Here is an 18,911-nt window from a genome sequence, read left to right on the forward strand (position 1 = left end):
TGAAGGACGGAGGCGCCACAGGTCCACAGTTCGGGTTTGGTGTTTGAGATCATTCGTCGGCAGCACGAGAGAACCGCGTTCGCTCTTCTGCCGCGGATGGCGTTCGATGGCGGATGGAAGTCCCTCCCCTTGATGGAAGATGGATGCGTCATCCCAAATCCGCGCGATTCCTTCGGAATGGCGGATGGAAGTCCCTCCCCTTGATGGAAGATGGATGCGTCATCCCAAATCCGCGCGATTCCTTCGGAATGGCGGATGGAAGTCCCTCCCCTTGATGGAAGATGGATGCGTCATCCCAAATCCGCGCGATTCCTTCGGAATGGCGGATGTGGACCTCGCTCAGGCGCCGCGCGGGCTGTGATCCGGGATCCGCTTCGATCAAGCGGATCCCGGATCAGTTCACCTGCGATTGGGCCTCGATGACTGCGACGGCCGTCATGTTCGTGACTCCGCGAGCCGTCACCGACGGTGTCAGGATGTGAACGGGCTTGGAGGGGCCTATGAGAATGGGGCCAACCGGCAGCGCGTCGGCCAGAACGCGCACAAGCTGGAAGGCGATATTGGCCGCGTCCAGATTCGGCAGAATCAGCAGATTCGCCTCGCCCTTTAGCTTCGAACCCGGATTAACCCGATCACGGATCAGTTGGGAGAGAGCTGTATCGGCGGCCATCTCGCCGTCCGCCTCCAGATCTGGTGCCAGTTCCTGAACGAGCGCCAGCGCCTTTCGCATCTTCACGGCGCTCTCGGTATCGCCCGAGCCGAAATCCGAATACGACAGGAGCGCGACCTTCGGCGTGATGCCGAACCGACGCACATGGCCTGCGCAGGCACACGTCATCTCGGCGATCTCCTCGGCGGTCGGATTGGGCCGCACGTGGGTATCGGCGAGGAAAAGGGGACCTTGCGAGGTGATCATCAGGCTGAGCGCGGCCAGTTGGTGCATGCCCGGCCCGTAGCCGACTATGTTCGTGATATGATCCAGATTTGAGCGGAAGCGGCCCTCCAAGCCGCAGAGCAGCGCGTCCGCATCGCCCCGCATCAGCGCGAGTGAGCCGATGATGGTCGCGTTGGTGCGCACCAACGTCCGGGCGGCGTCGGGCGTGATGCCCTTGCGCCCGGCGAGTTCAACGAGCGTCGCGACATAATCGCGATAGCGTGGATCGTCCTCGGGGTTGATGAAGTCGAAATCGCGTCCGGCCTTGATGGAGAGGCCGAAACGCTTGAGCCTCATCTCGATCACCGCCGGGCGGCCGATCAGGATCGGACGGGCGATCCTCTCTTCGACCACCGCGTGGACGGCACGGAGGACGCGCTCGTCCTCCCCCTCTGCATAGGCGACGCGGCGGGGCGAGGCCCTCGCGGCGGTGAAGATCGGCTTCATCACGAAGCCAGAGCGGAAGACGAAGCGTCCGAGGCTCTCGGTATAGGCCTCGATGTCGGCGACGGGCCGGCGGGCGACGCCGGTGTCCATCGCGGCCTTCGCGACGGCGGGCGCGATGCGCAGGATCAGCCGCGGGTCGAAAGGGCTTGGGATCAGCGACTCAGCGCCGAAAGGCCGCGCCTCGCCGCCATAGGCTCGGGCGACGACGTCCGACGGCGCCTCGCGGGCGAGGGCCGCGATGGCGCGTACGGCTGCACTCTTCATCTCCTCGTTGATGGTCGAGGCGCCGACATCGAGCGCACCCCGGAAGATGTAGGGGAAGCAGAGGACGTTGTTGACTTGGTTCGGGAAGTCCGAGCGCCCCGTGCAGATGAGCGCGTCCGGGCGCGCCTCGCGGGCGAGTTCGGGCATGATCTCGGGCGTCGGGTTCGCGAGCGCCATGATGAGGGGGTTCGGCGCCATCACCTTCAGCATCTCGGGCTTGATGACGCCCGCTGCCGAGAGGCCGATGACGACATCCGCACCGTCGATCACCTCGGCGAGGGTGCGCTTGTCGGTCGTCTGCGCGTAGACCTCCTTCCACCGGTCCATGAGCTCGTTGCGTCCCGCGTAGACGACGCCCTCGATGTCGGTGACCCAGATGTGCTCGCGCGGCACGCCCAGCGAGACGAGCAGGTTCAGAGTCGCGAGAGCGGCCGCACCCGCGCCGGATGTGACAACCTTGATGCTCTCGATCTTCTTGCCGCTGAGTTCGAGCGAATTGAGGACGGCCGCCGAGACGATGATGGCCGTGCCGTGCTGGTCGTCGTGGAAGACCGGAATTTTCATCCGGTTCTTGCACTTTTCCTCGATCTCGAAGCATTCCGGCGCCTTGATGTCCTCGAGGTTGATGCCGCCGAAGGTCGGCTCCAGCGAGCAGACCACGTCGACCATCCTGTCGACGTCGCGCTCGTCCACCTCGATGTCGAAGACGTCGATGCCGGCGAACTTCTTGAATAGGACCGCCTTGCCCTCCATCACGGGCTTGGAGGCGAGCGCTCCGATGGCACCGAGGCCGAGCACCGCGGTGCCGTTCGAGACGACCGCGACGAGGTTCTGGCGCGAGGTGTAGTCGGCCGCCTTGTCGGGATCTGCGGCGATTTCCTCGCACGGGATCGCAACACCGGGCGAGTATGCGAGCGCGAGGTCCCGCTGCGTGCCGAGAGGCTTCGTCGGCACTACTGCCAGTTTTCCTGGGTACGGGTAGCAATGATAGGCGAGAGCGGCGTGCTCCAGCTCTTCCGAGACATTGTCCGCCATTCAGATTTTCTCCTCCGTTGTCAGACGACGCCTCGAATAGCCATTCGAAGCCACACCGTGCCTGCCGCCCGCATCAGGCCGTGATCGGCTGCGGGGGGCCTGACTTGGCGTCGTCGGCGATCGCCACGTCCTCGGGCTCGTCCGCCTCGGCGTCGGTTTCCGCGTTGAGGCGACGACGCAGCACCTCCTCGTCGAGCACACCCTCCCATTTGGCGACCACGATGGTGGCAAGGCCGTTGCCGATTACGTTCGTGAGCGCCCTGGCCTCGGACATGAAGCGGTCGATGCCGAGGATTAGCGCGATCGAAGCGACCGGAATCGTACCGACCGAGGCGAGTGTCGCGGCGAGCACGATGAAGCCCGACCCCGTCACGCCCGCCGCCCCCTTCGAGGTGAGCAGCAGGACGCCGATGATGCCTAGCTCCTGCCAGACGGTCAGATCGATGTTCGTCGCCTGGGCGAGGAAGATCACCGCCATCGTCAGGTAGATGCATGTACCATCCAGGTTGAACGAATAGCCGGTCGGCACGACGAGCCCGACGACCGACTTGTCGGCGCCGAGATTCTCCATCTTGGCGATCATCCGGGGCAGGACCGACTCGGAGGACGACGTGCCCAGAACGATCAGCAGCTCCTCCTTGATGTAGCGGATGAACTTCAGGATCGAAAAGCCGTGTAGCGCCGCGATTGAGCCGAGGACCACGAAGATGAAGAGAAGGCACGTCGTGTAGAACGACAGCATGAAGTTGCCGAGCGAGAGCAGCGTCGAGATACCGTACTTGCCGATCGTGAAGGCCATGGCCCCGAAGGCGCCGATTGGGGCAGCCTTCATGATGTAGCCGACGATCTTGAAGAAGACGTGGCCGACGGTGTCGATGAGCCGGAGCACGCCCCCGCCGCGCTCTCCGAGCGCCTGCAGGCCAAAGGCGAACAGGATCGCAAAGAACAGGACCTGCAGGATCTCGCCTTTGGCGAAGGCACCCACGACGGTCGAGGGGATAATCTCCATCAGGAAATGGACGGTCGACTGGTCCTTGGCCTCGGCGGTGAAGCTCGCAATCGACTTCGCGTCGACGGTCGAGAGGTCGAGGTTGATGCCGACGCCCGGCTTCCAGAGATTGACCACAACAAGGCCGATGATCAGCGCAAGCGTCGTCACGACCTCGAAATAGATCAGGGCCTTGAGGCCAACGCGCCCGACCTTCTTCATGTCCCCCATGCTGGCGATGCCGTGCACGACGGCGAAGATGATCGGCGCTATGATCATCTTAATTGCTTTGATAAACGCATCCCCTAGCGGCTTCATCTGCTCGCCGATCTGCGGGTAGAAGTGCCCGAGCAGAACACCTACTGTAATCGCGCCCAGCACCTGAACGTAGAGATGAGAGTACCATTTGACGGTTTGATGGTCCGTCTCGGATATTGCCGCCGTCATTGTTTTCCCCAAGTAATACTCGTCGGCCTTGGGTCGCTCCTATTAGAATTTGAGGGATATGGTGCCCCACAATCTAAGATTGGCAAGAGAATAAAAACGATGGACTCTTATTCGCTTTTCGACTTATGGGAGAAGTAGGACGTTCTGGACGGCTTAGGGTCAAAACCCAATCAGCTTGACCGTGCGGATGGCTGCTGAGGGTGCAGGCTGTGTGAAAAACTTGGGCGCGCCCCGAAATTGTAGAACAATCTTCTGCGCTGCTGCCATCAGGGTGTGCGAGGGGAGATCCTTCTACAGCCTCTGCATTTTCACACAGCCTCGGTGCCACAGCCTCGGTGGCACAGCCTCGGCGGAAAGCGGAGCGTGGCCGTGCGAGGGTGAGGAATGGTTCATCCTCCTTCCGCACGTTGCGGTCGTCATCGGCAACAGCGGCTCGGGCAAGAGTACGCTGGCCGAGCGCTTGGGGAAGACTCGGCATCTGCCGGTCTACGACCTCGATCTCGTTCACTGGCATCCTGAGGGACGCAAGCGCGACGAAGCCGTTGCCAAGGCTCGCGTCGCCGAGATCGCGGCGGGTGTACATCAGAGGCGCGCCGGCACGAATCGCAAAGACAGAGCCTGGCCAAAATTGCGAACTTGGTCGAAGCCCAGAAAGGCTGGGAGTTCCGAGTTTTCTACGTATCGCCACCCGTCGAAGTTAGGCCGGATTTATCCGCTCCAACGGCAAGTGAGCTGGCGTCCGGCATCGCGGAGGCTCGGGTGTTGCTGGAAAGCGGCCACGAGCGAACGGCACTGGTGATTGCATGGTCGCTCCAAGAAGCGATTGCTCGGTTGGTCACTCCCGAGGAGGCGAGGACCAAGGCGCGGCCTTTGTCACCGGTTCATAGTCCGACGATCCCCGGTTCGCAAACTTGACAAACGCAATGGCCGCTCTCGCCGAACTGGCGGCCCGACGGCCGCTTTCCACCGAGGCTGTGTGAAAACGCAAAGGCGGCAGGAGGATCTTCCCTCGATAACCCTGGGCAGCGCCGGAATAGGCACCCAGTTGGCATCTCGGCCGCCATCCAGGATGCTCGGATAACGGCTGTGTAGAAGATTATTCTCCGATTTCGGAGCGCGCCTGAGTTTTCACACGGCCTCCACCCTCGGCCGCCCTCCACACGCTCAAGCCGAACGAGTTGAGATCCTACACGTGCTGGCCGCCGTTGATCTGCACCTCCTCGCCGGTGACGTAGCTCGCGTGCTGCGAGCACAGGAAGTAGATCACCGAGGCCACCTCGGCGGGCGTGCCGATGCGGCGCATCGGGATGGTCGGCGCGAGATGCGCCTCGGTCTCGGCCGAGAGGATCTCGGTGCGGATCTCCCCGGGCGCGATGGCGTTCACCCGCACGCCGTAGGGCGCGAAGTCGAAGGCCATCTCGCGGGTCAGGCAGAACAGGGCGGCCTTCGAGGTCGCGTAGGCCGCGCCCGCGAAGGGATGCACCCGCGTCCCCGCGATCGAGGTCAGGTTCACGATCGAGCCGCCCGCCGCCACCAGGTTGTCGAGCAGCCCGCGCGCCAGGATCACCGGCGCCAGGAAGTTGACGTGGAAGACGTCCATCCAGGTCTGCAGCGGCGTGTCGACCGAGGACAGCCGCCCGCCGGCCGGGGTCTTGGGCGAGATGCCGGCATTGTTCACGAGCGCGTGGAGGGGCCCGTCGCCGATCAGCTCCTTCACGCGCGCGACGGCGCGGCCGGTGGCCGCCGGATCGGCGAGATCGACCGGGACATGGTCGATCCGGCCCGATTCCCAGGGGCAATTCGGGTCGAAGGGCCGGCGCGCGCAGGTGATCACGCGCCAGCCCGCCTCGGCGAAGATCTTGACGGTGGCGTGGCCGATGCCGCGGCTCGCCCCGGTGAGGAGGAGCGTGCGGCCGGCGCCCCGCTCCGCGGCGCGCGCGCCGCGCTCCGCGCCGGCGAAGGAACACGGCGTCGAGGTGCTCATGGGCTCTCCCGAGAGAAGGACGCGCGGCCCGAGATTTTCCCCGCCGCGCCGAAGGGACCGCCGCCGGGCGGCGGGCGGCGTTCAGCGCGGCGGGGCCTGCGCCGTCGCGGCGGCCATCGCCGCGAGGCTTCCCTGGTTGATCCAGGCCGCCGTGTCGCGGGCGGCGCAGCAGCGCCCGTCGCAGGAGGGGAGGGCGCCCGGACCGACCTCCCGGTTCGTCAGGATGGCCCGGATCGTCTTCGCGCAGCGCCCGCAGCGGATGCGGCAGCCGAGGGCGCGGAAGACGCCGGCGGGCGTGAGGGCGCTGTCGGCCGCGCAGGCCCGCACCGCCGTATCCGACAGGACGTTGCAGGAGCAGACGATCATCGGGGCTCGGCTCCGAGAGGACGGGGTTCATTCGCGCGGCCGCGGGGCGGGGCCGCCCGGGCGCGACCGGAGGCAGGCCGCCGGCAGAGCCAGGATCGCCCCGCCCGCCGCGCCGCGCCTTGAGGCAGCGCAAGGGGGCGGCCCGCTCACGGCGCGGCAAGGGCATGGTCGGCCGCCCGGCGCCGCTGCGCCATCCGGCTCTCCCCGCTCTCGTCGCCGAAGCAGGATCCGAAATCCGCGCAGACGCCGCAGCTCGGCGCCGTGCAGAGGACGAAGCCCTCCGCCTCGCACAGGCGGCGGTAGAGGTACTTCTTCCACTTCATGTTGCGGTCGTTCCCCGCCGCGAGCGCCGGGAAGTGCCGCGCCAGCAGGCGCGACAATTCTGAGCGGGCCTGCAGGCCGAGATCCTGCCAGAGGTGATCGGGCTCCATCGCCCGGCGGGCCACGATCGCGGCGAGCCACGCCTCCTCCGGGCCGCGCCCGGCGCGGTGCGCGAGGAGGAGGTCGCGGACCATCGCCTCCTCCTCGCCCGGATCGGGCCGTGCGGTCCCGCTGCGCGCCAGGGTGCCGGGCGCCAGGGTGCCGGGCGCCAGGGTGCCGGGCGCCAGGGCGCCGGGTGCGAAGAACCGGGCCTCCAGGGCGGCGAGATCCTCCGGCCCGAGGCCGAGCCGGGCGGCGAGGCTCTCGCCCAGATGCGCCGCCTCCGCGGCGCAGAGCGCGAGCGCGCAGGCGAAGAGATGCGCGTCGAACGGGTCGGCGGACGGGCGGGCCGCCTCCTGGCCCGCCATCAGGGCGGCGTATCCGGGCGCGGCCATGGCTCAGGCCGCGATCCGGTTGGCCGGAACGTGGGTCTGGCAGGCCTTGGGGCAGACCCGGGCGCAGGCGCCGCAGCCGATGCAGGCGCCCGCCTCGTCCACCACCATGACCTTGCGCACCAGTTCCCCGTCGAACTCGTCGTCGTCCTCGTCGCCGACCCGGCCGAGGAGCGCGTTCTCCGCCCCGACGCCGAACAGGTGCATCACGTCGCGCGAGCACACCTTGTAGCAGCGGCCGCAGCCGATGCAGGTCTTGGCGTCGATGGCGACCAGGTAATCCGGCATCCAGGCGCGGCCGTCGCGCGTCGTGAAGGCCATGGCGGGGCTCCTTCTCAACGGGGGGAGGGCGGCCCGCGGCCGCCCCGGGAATCAGGCCTCGGCGGCCTTGAGGGCGCGGCGCGCCGCGTCGAGGGCCTGGAACGCGTCGTAGGTCTCATGCGCCACGCGCAGGATCGACTGCCAGTTGGTGGGCAGGTCCTCCGAGAGGTCGTGCAGGTTCATCTTGGCGGTGACGGACCGGGACGACAGCTTCTTGATCTCGGCCTTGAGGGTCTCGATGTCGGACATGCCGGCCTCCGTCAGATGCGGGCGACGTCGGGATGCGCCGCGATCATGGCGGCCGCCTCGTCGACCGCCCTGCCGCCGGCCTCGGCGAGCTTGGCGAGGCTCTCGAAGCCGAAGCGGTGCACGTCGCGCAGGTACTTGTTGAGGACGATGAGCCGGCCCGCCGTGAGCAGCACGCGGCCGAAACCCTCGTGGCTCATCTTCATCATCGGGCTGGCGATCAGCCCGGCGCGCGCCTCCACGGCGAGGCCCACCGCCGTGTAGAACAGCTCGACCCGCCACAGCACGTCCGGGTCGGGATCGCCCATGATCGGGATCTGGCGGCGCTGCTCCTTCGAGACGATGAAGTCCCGCAGGAGCTGGGCGTCCGGCTTCTTCTCCCAGGCGCCGTAGCTGTCCTGGGCGCGCAGCAGCCGCACCAGGGCGGTGAGGAAGGGGGTGGCGAGGGCGGCCTCCTCGGGGGCGCGCTCCAGGGTGGCGGTCTCGGACATGGTCGGTCTCTCCGGGGTCGTGCGGTCGCCATCGGCGATCGGATCAACCGAAATCCGACGGATTGCTTCGCCATGCGGATTTCGGCTTCGCTCAAGCGCCGCGCGGGCTTGGCATACGAAATCCGACGGATTGCTTCGCCATGCGGATTTCGGCTTCGCTCAAGCGCCGCGCGGGCTTGTGAGGCGCTGTCCGAACGGTGATCGTCCGGACGGCGAATCAGTCCTCGTCGTCGGCGAAGGAGGGTTCGGGGGCGGTCACGCCGGACGCGGCCAGCACCTTGCGCAGCCAGGGCGGGGGCGCGCCCGCCAGCATGGCGCGGGTGCGCTCCAGCACGGCCTCGATCGGCTGCGCCTGCGCGATCTTGATCGGGTGGATCTTCGCCGTGACGACCTTGGCGGCGGAGGGGCCGCCGATCGCGAGGCAGAACAGCAGGTGGCAGCCGCGCAGGGCCTCGACCTTCGGGGTGATGCGGTCGTCGCCGTCGGTCCGGTGCCGGCCGCCCTCGTCGGAGACCTCCTCGAAGGTGACCGCCTCGACGAAGCTCCAGCCCCGCACGGTCACGTCGTAGAGCGCGAAGCGCCGCGCCGAGCCGAAATGGGCGTTGAGGCTCTTCAGGTCCTGGGTGGCGATGGCGACGCGCAAGGCCGGGCCGGCGGCCTGCTCCGCCGGCTCCTCGCTCTCAACGAGCCGCAATCTGCGCAAGGCCGTCATGGGATTCTCCCCGGTCACGGAACGGATTGAGGGATTGGGGGGTGGGCTCGCGGCGGTTGGCCTGGACCAGGTTCGCCACCTCGAAGATCAGGTCGCGGGTGCCCTCGTGGCCGATCGAGAGCCGGTGCGGGGAGCCGAGCCGGTCGAAGATCGGGAAGCCCACCCGCATCAGCGGGATGCCGAGGCGCTCGGAGGCCTGGCGCCCGTGGCTGTGGGTGACGAGGAGGTCGCAGCCCGACGCCCGGGCCTCGAGATCGCCGAGATCGCCGACGAACACCGTCTCGGCCGGGACCCGGGCGAGGATCGGACTGTCGCCCGCGGTGGTCACGGCGAGCGCGACGGTGGCGCCGAGCCCGGCGAAGAAGCTGGCGAGCCCGTAGAGCAGGTCCGGCTCGGCCGCGATCGCCACCCGCAGGCCGCCGATGTGGAAATGCCCGTCGAGGAGCGCGTCCTCGAGCTGGCTGCGCCGCCGCCGCAGGGCGGCCGGGACCGGCTTGCCCGAGAGGGAGGCGAGGAGCGCGACGTAGCGGTCCGCCGCCTTGAGGCCGGTCAGCGTGTCGAGGACCGTGAAGGGCACGCCGGTGCGGGCCTCGAGCAGGGCGGCCGCCCCGCGCACGTGCTCGGCGAGCGCGATCGTGTGCAGGGCCCGGCCCATGCCGCGGATCGCCGCGACCGGCGTGCCGCCGTAGCTCGTCGGGATCCAGCGCGCCGGCACCGTGCCGTCGAGGGAGCCGGCGATGTCGGGCAGGATCACCGGTTCGAGCCCGAAGGCGAGCGCGCTCTCGCGCAGGAACTCGACATCCGCCACCGTGTGGTGCTGGCCCGGCAGGATGTTGATCCGGTTGAGGGCGGCGACGCGGCTTTCGGCCTCCGGCACGACCTGCGCGATGGTGGCGCAGACCGCCTTGGCCCAGCCCTCCTCCATGGCGCCGGCGAAGTCCGGCGTCTGGGCGAGGACCAGCTCGGTCTCGCCGAGGGTCTCGGCGTGGCGCCCGCGGATCAGGGCGAGGTCGCCGGAGAAATGCTCGCCGCGCGTCTCGACCAGCGCCGTGGTGCAGATGCCGATCAGGCTCGGCCCGGTGCGGGTCTTGAGGGTGAGGATCGCCTCCTCCAGGTGGTCGGCGCCGCCGAGCACCGTGGCGACCTCGTCCATCGCGGTGGTCTGGAGCGGGACCGTCTCCTTGAAGTGCCGCACCAGCAGGACGAGCGCGAAGGAGGTGCAGCCCTGCGAGCCGTGGAAGAGCGGCATGGCGCCCTCGATGCCCAGGAAGGCCAGGGCCGCGCCGAGGGGCTGGGAGGATTTCAGCGGGTTGGTGGCGACCGCCTTGGCGAGCGGGGTGACCGGATTCACGGCGTCCTCCTCAGCACTCGGCCATGTCGTCGGCGCCCGCACCGGCGAACTTCCTGCGGTGATGGGCCAGGAAGGCGGGATCCGCGGCGGGATCCCGGCCGGGCTCCGCGCGCGGGGCCGCCCCGGCCTCGGTCAGCCGCCCCTCGGCGTCCCAGGGCGCGGGATCGCGCAGGTCGGCCCAGATCGGGTTCGAGAGGGCGAGGTCGATGCGCCGGACGAGCTCCACCATGCCGTCGTAGCCCGCATACGCGACATGCCGCTCCTGGTTGATGTCGAGCCAGGGCATCTTCGCCTTGAGCGCGATGAACTGCGTCCGCCCGCCCGACAGCATGATGTCGGCCTCGTGCGAGGCCAGCTTCGCGTAGAGGTCGCGCGGGGCCATGCTCTCGAACATGTGGTTCTCGTCCTTCAGGAGCTGCTTGATCCGCTCCTTGTCCTCGGCGGTCGACTTCTTGACCGAGGTGCCGACGATCTCGACGCCGATCTCCATCAGCGCCGCCACCACCGACCACGACTTGACCCCGCCGGTGTTGAGCAGGACCCGCTTGCCCTGGAGCCGCGGCCGGAACGCCTCCAGCCGCGCCCAGGCCCGGGCCTCCTCCTCGGCGATCAGGGCCTCGGTGCGGTCGAGGAGGTCGGAGGGCGCGCCCCGCCCGACCAGCAGCCGGGCGGTCTGGCGCAGGGCGTCCGAGGTGTCGGAGATGCCGTAGAAGGAGCCCTCGAAGAAGGGGATGCCCCAGCGCTCCTCCATCTTGCGCGCGAGATTGATGAGGGCGGTCGAGCATTCCATCATCGTCGCCCGCGCCGTGTGGGCGGCCGCGACCTCGCGGTAGCGCGCGTCGCCCGGGATGCAGGCGCGGATGCGGATGCCGAGCCGCTCGAAGAGCGGGCGCACCGCCCAGAACTCGCCCGCGAGGTTGAACTCGCCCAGGATGTTGATGTCGGTGGGGCCGACGTCGTCGGGCTCGACCGTGCCGATGACGTGGTCGAGCAGCGCCTCGCCGGCGAGCTTGTTGCCGAGATTCTTCGAGCCGACGAAGCCCGGCGCGTTCACGGGGATCACCGGCAACCCGCAGGTCTCGGAGGCCTTGGCGCAGACCGCCTCGATGTCGTCGCCGATCAGGGCGGTGACGCAGGTGGAGTAGACGAAAATCGCCGGGGGCGCGTAGGTGCGGGCGATCTCGCGCACGGCCCGGTAGAGCTTCCTCTCGCCCTGGCCCATCACCACGTCGAGTTCGGTGAGGTCGGTGGTGAAGCTGCGCCGCCAGAGGTCGGAGCCGGAGGAGCCCGCCCCGCGATTGTCCCAGCTGTTGCCCTCGCAGGCGAGGGGCGCGTGGATCAGGTGGGCGACGTCGGTGATCGGCTGCAGCACGATCTTGGCCCCGTCGAAGGCGCAGCCGCCCGCCGCCGCCCCGGGGGTGAGGGGCTTCGTGCAGCCCTTCTTGCGCTCCTTGGCGCCCTTGGCTTGGTTCTTCTCGCAACCGGGCTCGTTGAACACGTCCGCGATTTTGTCCTTGAGCATGGCCCTGCCTCCGGATCCGGTCGGACATCTGCGAGGGCGGCACCGGCGCCGGGCCGGTGCCGCCGCGGCGCTCAGCGGGTGAGGTCGAACGAGTAGTCGGTCTTGGCCGGGTCGATGGTGTCCTGATCGAGCTTGTCGAAGATCTTGTCGAGGATCGTCGTCAGCAGGCGCAGGCCGCCCTGGTAGCCCATCACCGGGAAGCGGTGGTGGTGGTGCCGGTCGAAGATCGGGAAGGCGGTGCGGATCAGCGGCGTGCCGGTGTCGCGCTCCAGGTACTTGGCGTAGGAATTGCCCAGCACGAAATCGACCGGCTCGGTGAAGAGCAGCGAGCGCAGGTGCCAGAGGTCCTTGCCGGCCCAGACCTGGCCGCTGGCGCCGAAGGGCGAGGAGGCGAGGAGCGCCTGCATCTCCTCCTCCCAGGCCTTGGTGCCGTTGGTGGCGAGGCAGTGGATCGGCTCGCCGCCGGTCTCCATGACGAAGCGCGCGAGGCCGTAGACCACGTCCGGGTCGCCGAAGATCGCGTACCTCTTGCCGTGCAGCCAGGACTGGCTGTCCGCCATGGCGTCGATGAGCCGGCCACGCTCCATCGTGATCGCCTCGGGGATCGGCCGGCCGCTCAGTTCCGAGATCTTGAGCAGGAGCTCGTCGGTGCCGCGCACCCCGAGCGGGTAGTGGAAGCTGTGGGTCTCCTGGCCCTGCTCCGCCGCGTAGTCGAGGGTCTTGCGCGTGCAGTACTTCTGCAGCGAGAGGGTCGCCTTGGCGTTCAGCGCGGCGGCGACGTCCTCGAGCCTGGTGCCGCCCGAATACATCCGGAACTCGCCGTCCGAGGGGGTGTCGTAGGTGTCGGAGGCGTCCTGGATCAGCGTGTAGGAGACCCCGATCAGGTCGAGCAGGCGCTTCAGCTCGCGGTTGTTGCCGACGCAGAACCCGTCGAAGCCCGGGATCAGGTTGAGTCCCTCGCCGGCGCTGCGGGTCCTGCCCTTCCAGAAATGCTCCAGCACGCCCTTGATCATGTTGTCGTAGCCGTCGACGTGGCTGCCCACGAAGGCCGGGGTATGGGCGAAGGGAACGTCGTAATCCTGCGGCACCGACCCCTTGGTCTTGGCGTTCTGGATGAAGGCGTGCAGGTCGTCGCCGATCACCTCGGCCATGCAGGTGGTCGAGACCGCGATCATCTTCGGGTCGTAGAGCGAGTAGGTGTTGGCGAGGCCGTCGATCATGTTGTTGAGGCCGCCGAACACCGCCGCGTCCTCGGTCATCGAGGAGGAGACCGCCGAGGACGGCTCCTTGAAGTGGCGCGACAGGTGGGAGCGGTAATAGGCGACGCAACCCTGCGAGCCGTGCACGAAGCTCATCGTGCGCTCGAAGCCGGCCGCCGCGAAGACCGCGCCGAGCGGCTGGCAGGCCTTGGCCGGGTTCACCACCAGGGCCTCGCGGGCGAGGTTCTTCTCGCGGTACTCCCAGGTCCTGGCGTAGTCGCGCTGCGCCTCGACCGCCTCGCCGGAGGCCGGGCACTCGAACTGCTCGCGCTTGCGGGCGAACATCTCCTGGTATTCGGGCTGACGGAACAGGGGTGCGTGATCGAGCACCCGGTCGGCGGATTGGGGCATCGGAACGGCTCCTTGGCTCGCGGCCGCGCCATACGGCGGCGCGCATCGGTCGGAACACACGGGAGGGGAGCCCGCGGCGGGGGCGCCGCGAGGCGCGGTGCTACTCGGCGGCGTCCAGGAACGCCGGGGCCGGCTTCGCCTTCCAGGGCGCGTCGAACAGGCCCCAGACCGGGTTGTTGATCGCCAGGTCCATGTCGCGGGCGAAGATCGCGAACCCGTCGTAGCCGTGGTACGGGCCCGAATAGTCCCACGAGTGCATCTGCCGGAACGGGATGCCCATCTTCTGGACCGGGTACTTCTCCTTGATGCCGGAGCCGACGAGGTCGGGCCGGATCTTCTCGATAAACTTCTCCAGCTCGTAGCCGGTGACGTCGTCGTAGATCAGCGTGCCGTTCTTCACGTAGTGGCCGGTGCGCTGGTAGTCGTCGTTGTGGGCGAACTCGTAGCCGGTGCCCGCGATCTCCATGCCGAGATCCTCGTAGGCGGTGATCACGTGGCGCGGGCGCAGGCCGCCGACGTAGAGCATGACGCTCTTGCCCTTCAGGCGCGGGCCGTACTTGGCGATCACGGCATCGACGAGCGGCTGGTACTTGGCGATCACCGCCTCCGCCTTCTCCTCGATCTCGGGGCCGAAGTGCTTGGCGATCTTGCGCAGCGAGGCCGCGATCTGGGACGGGCCGAAGAAGTTGTACTCCGTCCACGGGATCGCGTACTTCTCCTCCATGTAGCGGCAGATGTAGTTCATCGACCGGTAGCAGTGGATGAGGTTGAGCTTGGCCTTCGGGGCCCGCTCGATCTCGGCCAGGGTGGCGTCGCCCGACCAGTTGCCGACGATGCGCAGCCCCATCTCCTCCAGCAGGATGCGGGAGGCCCAGGCGTCGCCGCCGATGTTGTAGTCGCCGATCACGTTGACGTCGTAGGGCGTGCCCTCGAAGGCGATCTCGCCGTCCTGCTTCTCGAACACCCAGTCGCGGATCGCGTCGTTGGCGATGTGGTGGCCGAGGGACTGCGACACGCCGCGGAAGCCCTCGCAGCGGACCGGCACCACGGTCTTGCCGATCTCCTTCTTCTTCTTCCTGGCCACCGCCTCGATGTCGTCGCCGATCAGGCCGATCGGGCATTCCGACTGGATCGTGACGCCGTGATTGAGCGGGAACAGGCTCTCGATCTCGGAGATGACCTTGTCGAGCTTCTTGTCGCCGCCGAAGACGATATCCTTCTCCTGGAAGTCGGAGGTGAACTGCATCGTCACGAAGGTGTCGATCCCGGTCGTGCCGATGTAGTAGTTGCGGCGCTGCGACCAGGAATACTGGCCGCAGCCGACCGGCCCGTGCGAGATGTGGACCATGTCCTTGACCGGTCCCCAGACCACGCCCTTGGAGCCGGCATAGGCGCAGCCCCGGATGGTCATGACGCCCGGAATGGACTTGATGTTGGACTTCACGTCGCACTCGGTGAGGAGCGTCTCCTCCGCGGGCGCGGTCTCCTCGGCGCCGGCCGGGGTGGCGACCGAGAGGTGCTTGCGGCGGCGCTTGGCGAACTTGTCGGGGTAGGCGGCCAGCACGTCCTCGATGATCTTCTCGTGGAGTGCGCCGTCGTTCTCGTAATCGAGGCTCATGGCAGTCGACCTTCCGTGCTGGCAGGGCCGGGGCGGCCGTCGAGCCGCGCGCCGGGAGGGAGCGGCCGCGGGGGAGCAGCCGCGCGGGAGCGGCCGCGGCCGCGGGAAGCAGCCGCGGGGGAGCGGCCGCGGCCGCTCCCGGTGGCGCGTCGGATCAGTGGACGGCGGCCGCGGCCTTGGCGGCTTCCTTGGCGGCTTCCTTGGCGGCGAGCTCGGCGAGCTGCTGCTCCTCGGTCTTCATGATCCCGAAGTCGAGCAGCATCTGCTCCAGCTCTTCCATGGTGATCGGGGTCGGGATGGTGCCCTTGCCGCCGTTCTCGTGGACCTTCTGGGCGAGCTTGCGGTACTCGGCCGCCTGGGCGGAGGCCGGCGCGTACTCGATCACCGTCTGGCGGCGCAGCTCGGCGTGCTGGACGATGTTGTCGCGCGGCACGAAGTGGATCAGCTGCGAGTTCAGGCGCTTGGCCAGGGCCTCGGCGAGGTCGAGCTCGCGGTCGGTCTGGCGCTCGTTGCAGATCAGCCCGCCCAGGCGCACGCCGCCCGAATGGGCGTATTTGAGGATGCCCTTGGCGATGTTGTTGGCCGCGTAGAGCGCCATCATCTCGCCGGACATGACGATGTAGATTTCCTGGGCCTTGTTCTCGCGGATCGGCATGGCGAAGCCGCCGCAGACCACGTCGCCGAGCACGTCGTAGGAGACGTAGTCGACGTCCTCGTAGGCGCCGTTCTCCTCCAGGAAGTTGATCGAGGTGATGACGCCGCGGCCGGCGCAGCCGACGCCCGGCTCGGGACCGCCGGACTCGACGCACTTGATGCCCCTGTAGCCGATCTTGAGGACGTCCTCGAGTTCGAGATCCTCGACGGACCCGGCCTCGGCCGCGAGGCTGAGAACGGTGTCCTGCGCCTTCGCGTTGAGGATGAGGCGCGTGGAATCGGCTTTCGGATCGCAGCCGACGATCAGGATCTTCTGACCCATCTCGACGAGGGCGGCGAGGGTGTTCTGGGAGGTGGTCGACTTGCCGATCCCCCCTTTCCCGTAGAACGCGATTTGGCGCAGACCAGCCATGGTCGAACCCCGCTTGGTAGGTGGCGACATCGCACCCGATGTCACGGCCGGCAGCGACTTCCGCCGCCGTCGCACCCTGTTTGCGCAAGCGATGTGCCAGCGCTTTCGGACGATGTTTCTGCCATCATCTCAGTAGCTTATGGCAGCAGAGGGGGATTGGCGCAGACGCCACCGGGCTGTTGGGAACCCGACAAACTCCGACAGCCCCGGCGGCGGGAGAGGGCGGCGCGCGCGATGCGGGCGCGGCCGGGAGGGGGCGCTGCGGCCGCGCAGCGTTCCTCGTGCGGAGAGGCTGAAGACCGCGCGCCGTCCGGAACCATCACCCCGCCGGACCTCAAGCATGTGTCCGGGGCCGCGGACCTGCCCGGCCGGGACCGAGATCGAGGAACGGCTCACGAGGCCGTCATGTCATACGACATCCGACGGATTGCTTCGCCATCTCCGATTTCGGCAATGCGGATGTCGGCTTCGCTCAGGCGCCGCGCTCAGGCGCCGCGCAGGCGCGTGATCCGGGATCCGCTTCGATCAAGCGGATCCCGGATCACGGCCTCCCGACCTTTTCTCACGCTGGGGAAGGATGGGGCTGCGGCAGGCAGCGCGCCATGATCTGCCGGAGATCGGATCACGGCGGAGCCGGACGAGCGATCGTCGGCCTCGGAGGCGCGGTGCGCGTGCCGCGTCCGGCCCGCCCCGTCGCTTTCCCCTGCGAGACCGGTTCAGGATCATCAGGCAGGCGATCGTCGGGCGGTTCTCCGGTCCGGCGGGGTCGGCGCGCGGGGTGGCGGATCGCGTCCCCGCCGAACCGGACGGCAGCCCCCTAGGCCGCCTCGATCGCGTCCTTCACGTCCGCCGGCTTCGCCCAGTAGGGCGCGGAGGTGACCAGGATGTCGGCGCCCGCTGCCGCGTAGGCGGCGGCGTTCGCGGCGGTCACGCCCCCCGCCGCCGCGACCCGGGTCACGCCGCCCGCCGCCCGGGCGAGGGCCTTGACGGCGGCGGCCGTCTCGGGCGGCAGCTTCTCGCATTGCAGGATGTCGGGCCCCGCGGCCAGGAGCGCGCGCGCCTCCTCCAGGCCGGTGACCTCGACCACGATCGCCTTCTCGGGCGCGGCGCGGCGAAGGGCCGTCAGCGCGGCGACCGGGTCGGGCAGGAAGGCGCAGTGCTCGGGGAAGACCAGCAGGGTCTCGGACAGGCCGAGCCGGTGCGGCTCGGCCCCGCCCGCCCGGATCGCCGCGATCATCGGCCCCTTGGCGCCCGGCAGGGTCTTGCGCGTCGTCACCACGGCGATGGCGGGCGCCACCGCCCGGGCCGCGTCCACGATCGCGGCCGTGGCGGTGGCGATCCCGGACAGGGCCTCGATCAGGGTCTGGGCCACCTTCCAGCTCTCGTGGAGCGCCCCCGCCGGGCCGGTCGCGTCGAGGAGGACGCCGCCCGCCGGCACGCGGCTGCCGGAGGCCGCCCGCACCGCGCCCTCGCCGCCGGCCCGCCGCACGAGCGCCAGGGCGGCCTCCGTGCCGCAGACCGTCCCGGCCGCCCGCAGGCTGAAGCGCATCCGCGCCGGGCGCTCGCCGATGCCGAGGGCGCGCGTGGTCAGGTCGCCGTGGGGCACGTCCTCCGCGAGCCAGCGATCGATCAGGGCATCGGACCACCACAGGCTGCTCATCGCCCTCTCTCCGGATTCGTCAGCTGTGCCAGATGCGCGGCCCGCCCCGGGCCCCCGCACGATCCTGTCCGGACGCGCAGAGGTCGTCGAGGGTGCGGATCGCGTCGAGGGTCGCGGCCGCGATGCGCCGGGGCCGGTCGGCGATACCGAGCCAGGACGCCTCGCCGTCCGGGCGCGGATCCACCTCGGCGACCTTGGTCCCGGCGCGCAGATCGGTCGCGTCCCGCACGAGGCCCCGGAGCCGGCCGGAGAGGGGAGCCGCGACGGCGATCCCCGCGCAGGTGCCGAGGCTCTCGCCGGCGCGCACCGCGTCGCCGATCTCGGCCCGCGTCCGCCAGAGGCCGTCCCGGGGCGCGCGGGCGAAGCGCTCCCGCCCGGCGCCGCCGAGCAGGGCCGAGCGCCCGTGCGCCGCCAGGGTCGAGCCGGCCGGCGGGACGATTCCCACCGCCTCCGGCGCCGTCTCGATCGCCGCGTCGACCGTGCGGCCGCTGGTGAAGCCCGGGCCGAGCCCGATGGTGAGCCGCGCGTAGGGCCGGATATCGGCCGCGAGGTGGCGCATGCGCATCCGCGCATCCACCAGCACGTCGATCAGCCCGAGGCAGACGAGGTCGCCGAGTTCCATGGTGGTGACGCAGACGAAGCGGCGGTCGAGGAAGGCCATCATGATCTGCACGAGCGTGTCGGCGGCCACCGCCTCCAGGCCCTCGATCTCGACCCGGCCGGTCTCCAGCGCCTCGTCGAAGGCCATGCGCCGGCGCAGCACCGGGTGGGCCGCGTCGCGCGAGAGCACGACCCCGTAGCCGGCGCCGTGCAGCGCGTGCGCCACCGCGGTGGCGACGTCGTTCGTGCCGAGCACGATCGCCACCGGCGCCCGGCCGGCCGGCGCGAAGCTGTTCACGGTCTGCATCCGGCCTCCGGGGCTCGCGGCGGCGCCGCGCGCGGGCGCCCGGCCCCCACTGCGACGCCCGTGCCAGCGCCGCCCGGACCCGCCGCGGGCCCGAATCCCCCTGCGGGCGCGGGGATTTCGGGCCCCCGGC

Annotated in this window: 16 protein-coding genes; all 16 read right to left on the reverse strand. The window is 69.0% G+C overall.

Annotated features, from left to right (window positions below; translation table 11 throughout):
* Window positions 1-394: 394 nt before the first annotated feature.
* On the reverse strand, window positions 395-2,680 hold the full coding sequence (locus tag MET2598_RS0105860) for an NADP-dependent malic enzyme (protein ID WP_026190540.1): 2,286 nt from the start codon (window positions 2,678-2,680) through the stop codon (window positions 395-397).
* A 73-nt stretch (window positions 2,681-2,753) separates the two neighbouring features.
* Window positions 2,754-4,115, reverse strand: coding sequence for a dicarboxylate/amino acid:cation symporter (locus tag MET2598_RS0105865; RefSeq protein ID WP_026190541.1), 1,362 nt, complete (start codon window positions 4,113-4,115; stop codon window positions 2,754-2,756).
* 1,186 nt (window positions 4,116-5,301) lie between these two features.
* Window positions 5,302-6,099, reverse strand: a complete 798-nt coding sequence (locus MET2598_RS0105870; protein WP_018260189.1) for an SDR family NAD(P)-dependent oxidoreductase — start codon at window positions 6,097-6,099, stop codon at window positions 5,302-5,304.
* Window positions 6,100-6,180: 81 nt separating this feature from the next.
* Window positions 6,181-6,465, reverse strand: coding sequence for a (2Fe-2S)-binding protein (locus MET2598_RS0105875; protein ID WP_012333326.1), 285 nt, complete (start codon window positions 6,463-6,465; stop codon window positions 6,181-6,183).
* Between the two features lie 146 nt (window positions 6,466-6,611).
* A complete protein-coding gene (locus MET2598_RS0105880; RefSeq protein WP_018260190.1) occupies window positions 6,612-7,280 on the reverse strand; it encodes a nitrogen fixation protein NifQ in 669 nt (222 codons plus the stop codon).
* Window positions 7,281-7,283: 3 nt separating this feature from the next.
* Window positions 7,284-7,598 carry a ferredoxin III, nif-specific gene (gene fdxB, locus MET2598_RS0105885; protein ID WP_018260191.1) on the reverse strand — a complete coding sequence of 105 codons (315 nt, stop codon included), beginning with the start codon at window positions 7,596-7,598 and terminating at the stop codon, window positions 7,284-7,286.
* Between the two features lie 51 nt (window positions 7,599-7,649).
* Window positions 7,650-7,847: a CCE_0567 family metalloprotein gene (locus tag MET2598_RS0105890; protein ID WP_018260192.1), complete on the reverse strand. Its 198-nt coding sequence runs from the start codon at window positions 7,845-7,847 to the stop codon at window positions 7,650-7,652.
* An 11-nt stretch (window positions 7,848-7,858) separates the two neighbouring features.
* Window positions 7,859-8,335, reverse strand: coding sequence for a NifX-associated nitrogen fixation protein (locus MET2598_RS0105895; protein WP_018260193.1), 477 nt, complete (start codon window positions 8,333-8,335; stop codon window positions 7,859-7,861).
* A gap of 217 nt (window positions 8,336-8,552) precedes the next feature.
* Complete coding sequence (gene nifX / locus MET2598_RS0105900; RefSeq protein ID WP_026190542.1) at window positions 8,553-9,047, reverse strand: nitrogen fixation protein NifX; 495 nt, start codon at window positions 9,045-9,047, stop codon at window positions 8,553-8,555.
* Window positions 9,016-10,398 carry a nitrogenase iron-molybdenum cofactor biosynthesis protein NifN gene (gene nifN / locus MET2598_RS0105905; protein WP_018260195.1) on the reverse strand — a complete coding sequence of 461 codons (1,383 nt, stop codon included), beginning with the start codon at window positions 10,396-10,398 and terminating at the stop codon, window positions 9,016-9,018. Before nifN ends, nifX begins: the two co-directional genes overlap by 32 nt.
* Window positions 10,399-10,408: 10 nt before the next feature.
* A complete protein-coding gene (nifE, locus tag MET2598_RS0105910; RefSeq protein ID WP_018260196.1) occupies window positions 10,409-11,920 on the reverse strand; it encodes a nitrogenase iron-molybdenum cofactor biosynthesis protein NifE in 1,512 nt (503 codons plus the stop codon).
* Between the two features lie 71 nt (window positions 11,921-11,991).
* The gene (nifK, locus tag MET2598_RS0105915; RefSeq protein WP_018260197.1) at window positions 11,992-13,530 is read right to left on the reverse strand and encodes a nitrogenase molybdenum-iron protein subunit beta; all 1,539 of its coding nucleotides are present in this window, start codon (window positions 13,528-13,530) and stop codon (window positions 11,992-11,994) included.
* 100 nt (window positions 13,531-13,630) lie between these two features.
* Entirely contained in the window at window positions 13,631-15,148 is a 1,518-nt protein-coding gene (gene nifD / locus MET2598_RS0105920; protein WP_018260198.1) for a nitrogenase molybdenum-iron protein alpha chain, read from the reverse strand.
* Between the two features lie 154 nt (window positions 15,149-15,302).
* On the reverse strand, window positions 15,303-16,214 hold the full coding sequence (gene nifH, locus MET2598_RS0105925) for a nitrogenase iron protein (protein WP_018260199.1): 912 nt from the start codon (window positions 16,212-16,214) through the stop codon (window positions 15,303-15,305).
* Between the two features lie 817 nt (window positions 16,215-17,031).
* Window positions 17,032-17,874 (reverse strand): ModD protein, encoded by an 843-nt coding sequence (modD, locus tag MET2598_RS0105930; RefSeq protein WP_018260200.1) that lies wholly within the window; start codon window positions 17,872-17,874, stop codon window positions 17,032-17,034.
* Window positions 17,875-17,893: 19 nt separating this feature from the next.
* Window positions 17,894-18,781: a hypothetical protein gene (locus MET2598_RS0105935; protein ID WP_018260201.1), complete on the reverse strand. Its 888-nt coding sequence runs from the start codon at window positions 18,779-18,781 to the stop codon at window positions 17,894-17,896.
* Window positions 18,782-18,911: the final 130 nt, after the last annotated feature.

It is taken from the genome of Methylobacterium sp. WSM2598, assembly GCF_000379105.1.
GTDB lineage: Bacteria > Pseudomonadota > Alphaproteobacteria > Rhizobiales > Beijerinckiaceae > Methylobacterium.

Excerpts from the sequence above, each read along its gene's own strand:
- MET2598_RS0105890 (WP_018260192.1), bottom strand. The coding sequence starts at position 7,847 with ATGTCCGACATCGAGACCCTCAAGGCCGAGATCAAGAAGCTGTCGTCC.
- MET2598_RS0105935 (WP_018260201.1), bottom strand. The coding sequence starts at position 18,781 with ATGCAGACCGTGAACAGCTTCGCGCCGGCCGGCCGGGCGCCGGTGGCG.
- MET2598_RS0105860 (WP_026190540.1), bottom strand. The coding sequence starts at position 2,680 with ATGGCGGACAATGTCTCGGAAGAGCTGGAGCACGCCGCTCTCGCCTAT.
- MET2598_RS0105875 (WP_012333326.1), bottom strand. The coding sequence starts at position 6,465 with ATGATCGTCTGCTCCTGCAACGTCCTGTCGGATACGGCGGTGCGGGCC.
- nifK (WP_018260197.1), bottom strand. The coding sequence starts at position 13,530 with ATGCCCCAATCCGCCGACCGGGTGCTCGATCACGCACCCCTGTTCCGT.
- nifX (WP_026190542.1), bottom strand. The coding sequence starts at position 9,047 with ATGACGGCCTTGCGCAGATTGCGGCTCGTTGAGAGCGAGGAGCCGGCG.
- MET2598_RS0105880 (WP_018260190.1), bottom strand. The coding sequence starts at position 7,280 with ATGGCCGCGCCCGGATACGCCGCCCTGATGGCGGGCCAGGAGGCGGCC.
- nifH (WP_018260199.1), bottom strand. The coding sequence starts at position 16,214 with ATGGCTGGTCTGCGCCAAATCGCGTTCTACGGGAAAGGGGGGATCGGC.
- nifE (WP_018260196.1), bottom strand. The coding sequence starts at position 11,920 with ATGCTCAAGGACAAAATCGCGGACGTGTTCAACGAGCCCGGTTGCGAG.
- MET2598_RS0105895 (WP_018260193.1), bottom strand. The coding sequence starts at position 8,335 with ATGTCCGAGACCGCCACCCTGGAGCGCGCCCCCGAGGAGGCCGCCCTC.
- MET2598_RS0105865 (WP_026190541.1), bottom strand. The coding sequence starts at position 4,115 with ATGACGGCGGCAATATCCGAGACGGACCATCAAACCGTCAAATGGTAC.
- fdxB (WP_018260191.1), bottom strand. The coding sequence starts at position 7,598 with ATGGCCTTCACGACGCGCGACGGCCGCGCCTGGATGCCGGATTACCTG.
- nifD (WP_018260198.1), bottom strand. The coding sequence starts at position 15,148 with ATGAGCCTCGATTACGAGAACGACGGCGCACTCCACGAGAAGATCATC.
- MET2598_RS0105870 (WP_018260189.1), bottom strand. The coding sequence starts at position 6,099 with ATGAGCACCTCGACGCCGTGTTCCTTCGCCGGCGCGGAGCGCGGCGCG.
- modD (WP_018260200.1), bottom strand. The coding sequence starts at position 17,874 with ATGAGCAGCCTGTGGTGGTCCGATGCCCTGATCGATCGCTGGCTCGCG.